Source organism: Clostridium puniceum, from assembly GCF_002006345.1.
GTDB classification, from domain to species: domain Bacteria; phylum Bacillota; class Clostridia; order Clostridiales; family Clostridiaceae; genus Clostridium; species Clostridium puniceum.
The window spans coordinates 1-4,179 of record NZ_LZZM01000057.1; the positions used below are offsets into that span (position 1 = coordinate 1).

A 4,179-nucleotide genomic window follows, 5' to 3' on the forward strand; every position below is an offset into this window, starting at 1 on the left:
CTACTAAAAACCCTGCATTTAATAAGTCATTTAATTTTAACGTTTTATGCATGGTTTTTTATAGAAATTTTGCAATAATAGTTTTAGAATGTTCCATTTTTAAACATTAATATTTTATATGCTAAACGTGTGATAGAAAATCTATTTGAAATAAAAAATATACATAATATAAGTTCTAATTAAGAAAGTTCATAATTTAGTTGGTTGTCTTATCCAATCACTCTAATATAGAAATTAAATCTTAATGAACAAAATTTTTTAGAACATATATATTAAAAATAATTTGTTATTATACTTTCCTATCCTCGTTTATGGTATGATAGTGTTATTATATATATTAGATTTCTTTTATCTTAAAAAATTGTGATTCTTTTATTCAAAATCCATCATTGTTGGGGGTTATATTATATGCTTAAATCAGATTTCCATATTCATACAAGTTATTCAGACGGAATCCTTTCTCCTATTGAAGTAGTTCAAAGAGCTAATAAAAATAATGTTAAAGTTTTAGCTATTACTGACCATGACACTTTAAATGGCATAGATGAGGCTATTGAAGAAAGTGTAAAATATGGTATTCTTTTAATCCCTGGAGTCGAATTGTCAACACAACATAATAATGAAAGTGTACACATTTTAGGTTTTTTTAAAAATGGCAATTATAAAAATCAAGAACTTATAGATGAATTAAATAAAATTAAAAATCATAGAGTCATAAGGGCAAAAAAAATAGTACATAAACTAAAAGAAGAATTTACTATAGAAGTTAATTTAGAAAAAATTCTGAATCATGCCAACGATACTGTTGCAAGACCCCATATTGCTAGAGAAATCATAAAATCTGGTTACCCTTACACTGTTAATGAAATTTTTGATAGGTTTATTGGTAAAGGCTGCAGAGCATATGTTCCTACCTTAAAATTATCAACTGCTGAAGGTCTAAAACTTCTAAAAAAATATAATGCCTTAGTATTTTTAGCTCATCCCAAATTAATTTTAAAATCTAATATAGATGAGTTTTTAGCATTAAATTTTGATGGTTTAGAAAGTATCTATTGTCCAAAACACTAAAGAAGAAAATAATTTATTAATTTCTTGTGGATCTGATTTTCATGGAGATTTAGAAACAGATACTCGTCATACAGATATTGGTTCTATGGAACTACCTTATGAATATTTATCAAAATTGCTTTCTGCTTTAAATTTATCGGAGGCATTTGATTCGGTTAAGAATTAAATATTTCTACGATTTGTTATATGTAAAAAGATATCATAAAATAACTTATTATTACGTTATTTTATGATATCTCTTTTTATACATATTTAGCCTAACCTAAAAAGTAATTTGCTTCTATAACTTAATTTTCTTTTATATATCTAAGCTTCTATTAAAAAGGCTCTATACCCTTTCATTGTTTCAAATATATCAACTTTACTAGCGACTTCCCATGGTGAATGCATGTTATGCAAAGCTACTCCACAATCAATTACTTCCATATTATATTGAGCTAAAATGTAAGCAATAGTTCCCCCACCACCAACATCAACCTTTCCAAGTTCTGCTGTTTGAATTGAAACATCATGTTTTTCCATTATACTTCGTAGCTCTGCCATATATTCAGCATTGGCATCATTACAGCCTGATTTACCTCTAGCTCCAGTATATTTGTTAAATACCATACCTCTTCCAAAAAAAGCTGCATTTTTCTTTTCCATTACAGATGGATAATTAGGATCAAAAGCTGCACTAACATCTGAAGATAACATTTTTGAATTAGAAAGACATCTTCTTAATTTAAGATCTGAATAACCTTCAACACTATCAATAATTTCTGCAACTATATTTTCAAAGAATCTTGATTGCATTCCAGTAGCACCAATACTTCCTACTTCTTCTTTATCCACTAAAAGACAACAGCAAGTCTTATCAGTTTCTTTAATATCAAACATAGCCAATAATGAAGTATATGAACATACTCTATCATCATGTCCATATGCCATAACCATACTTCTATCTAAACCATAATCTCTTGCTTTTCCTGCTGGAACTATTTCTATTTCAGCTGATAAAAAATCTTCTTCTTCAAAATCATATTTTTCCTTAAGGATTTTTAAAATATTAGCTTTAACAGCATCTTTTTCTTCACCTTTTAAAGGCATGCTTCCAACCAACACATTAAGATCTTCACCTTCAACTACCTTATCTCCTTTTTTACCCATTTGTTCACTAGCTAAATGAATTAAAAGATCTGATACTCCAACAACAGGATCATTATCATCTTCACCAATGCAAATATCTATCACAGTACCATCTTTCTTTACTACTACTCCATGTAAGGCTAATGGCAATGTAACCCATTGATATTTTTTAATACCACCATAATAATGTGTATCAAGTAATGATAATTCACTATCTTCATAAAGCGGATTTTGTTTCAAATCTAATCTTGGTGAATCTATATGAGCGCCTAATATTTTTAATCCCTTTTCCATTGGATCATTTCCTATAATAAACAAAGCAATAGTCTTGCCTTTATTATTTGCAAAAACCTTGTCTCCTGGCTGTAATTTTTTCTTTTCTTTAATAAAATCTTCTATATCCTTATAACCTTCAGCTATTGCCAATTTTATTACTTCACTAACACATTCTCTTTCTGTTTTGCATTTAGACATAAAATTTTTATATCCCTCACAAAACTCAAATATTTCTTCAACTTCTTTACTGCTATATTTATTCCATGCATTCTTATTTAAATCTTTTTTGTCATTTTTCATAATTATATTCCTCCTAATTTAATTATTCCTATAAATCATTAACATCATTCATTCTACTTTCTATTACATCAACTGGTGTAATTTTAGACATTAAAGCATGCCTATAATTAACTGCTGCTGCTTCGATAATAACTGCAATATTTCTACCTGGTCTAACAGGCACTGTTAGCTTTTTAGCATTAACACCTAATATGTTCATATATTCGTTATCAATTCCTAGTCTATCATAATCATTATCATCTTTCCAGTGCTCAAAGTGCATAACTAGTTTTATTTCTTTTTCTTCAACTACTGAACTTAATCCATATAAGGTAGTTACATCGATAATCCCAATTCCTCTAACTTCTAACATACCTATGGTTATTTTAGGAGATCTTCCTATTAATTGTCCATCTATTTCCTTTATGTCTACAGCATCATCAGTAATAAGCCTATGTCCTCTCTTTATTAATTCTAGTGCTGTTTCACTTTTCCCTATTCCACTTTCTCCAGTAATTAATATTCCTATACCCGAAACGTCTACTAAAACACCATGTAATCTTGTTTCTGGTGCCAATTTATCTGCCAAGTATATAGTTGTTTTGCTTATAAACTGCGTTGTTACTAAATTACTTCTAACCACCCATACATTATGCTTTTTAGCTTCTTTTATAAATTCTGGATGTGGTTCTAAGCCTCTAGTTACAATTAAACAATTTATATCAAAACTAAAATATTTTTTAACTCTTTTTTTTCTTAGTTCTATTTGCATATAATCTAAGAAGCTCCACTCTGCTTTACCTATAACTTGTATTCTTTCAGGAGCAAAATAATTATAAAAACCTGCTAATTGTAATCCCGGTCTATTTATATCATTTACTGAAATTTCTACATCATCTTTTCCTTCTACTAAAACTTCTAAATTTAAATCGTCTAGTAACTTTTTAACTAAAACTCCCACTTCTCATCATTCCTTTTTCCCTTTTTTTAATTCTATTCCATCTAATTGAGCTTTAAAGTTCCTTTTTACATTATCTATATATCTTTGTCTAAGTTTTCCTTGTAATTCCTTTTCTTCTACTGTCAATTCTCTTTCTTGACTAATTTTATATAATGAATTAATTTTTTCTACAACATCTTCTATTCTAATATTTTGAATATCCATTATTTTTTCATCCTTTCTATACATCTACCAATAATTTTACCATTTAAAATAATATAATCAACATGAATTTTTTCGACACAATCCAATTATTTTTATACATAAATGTCGAATAATCTTTTTGTAAATAATATCCAATTTTGTTCTTAACTGACACATTTTATTTAGAATAATATACCATACGATATTTTATTAACTCTTCTTGCTAATTATTGTCATTAATTGTAATATGAAATATTTTTACATTTTTTCCTTTCTTGTTT

At 27.7% G+C, this 4,179-nt stretch carries 3 protein-coding genes and 1 pseudogene; 1 reads left to right on the forward strand and 3 read right to left on the reverse strand.

Annotation, left to right across the window (positions count from 1 at the left end):
- Positions 1-408 precede the first annotated feature (408 nt).
- Positions 409-1,237 (forward strand): annotated as a pseudogene (locus CLPUN_RS05050) (PHP domain-containing protein).
- A gap of 140 nt (positions 1,238-1,377) precedes the next feature.
- Here CLPUN_RS05050 and CLPUN_RS05055 read toward each other — a convergent pair.
- Genes CLPUN_RS05055 through CLPUN_RS05065 form a run of 3 tightly spaced genes read right to left on the reverse strand, consistent with a single transcriptional unit; the run spans position 1,378 to position 3,919 of the window.
- Positions 1,378-2,775 (reverse strand): aminopeptidase, encoded by a 1,398-nt coding sequence (locus CLPUN_RS05055; protein ID WP_077846247.1) that lies wholly within the window; start codon positions 2,773-2,775, stop codon positions 1,378-1,380.
- Positions 2,776-2,803: 28 nt separating this feature from the next.
- Complete coding sequence (hprK, locus tag CLPUN_RS05060) at positions 2,804-3,715, reverse strand: HPr(Ser) kinase/phosphatase (protein ID WP_077846248.1); 912 nt, start codon at positions 3,713-3,715, stop codon at positions 2,804-2,806.
- Positions 3,716-3,721: 6 nt separating this feature from the next.
- Positions 3,722-3,919 carry a DUF896 domain-containing protein gene (locus CLPUN_RS05065; protein ID WP_077846249.1) on the reverse strand — a complete coding sequence of 66 codons (198 nt, stop codon included), beginning with the start codon at positions 3,917-3,919 and terminating at the stop codon, positions 3,722-3,724.
- Positions 3,920-4,179: the final 260 nt, after the last annotated feature.

Bases quoted from the DNA above. Each gene is read 5' to 3' on its own strand.
- CLPUN_RS05065 (WP_077846249.1), bottom strand. From the start codon at position 3,919: ATGGATATTCAAAATATTAGAATAGAAGATGTTGTAGAAAAAATTAAT.
- CLPUN_RS05055 (WP_077846247.1), bottom strand. From the start codon at position 2,775: ATGAAAAATGACAAAAAAGATTTAAATAAGAATGCATGGAATAAATAT.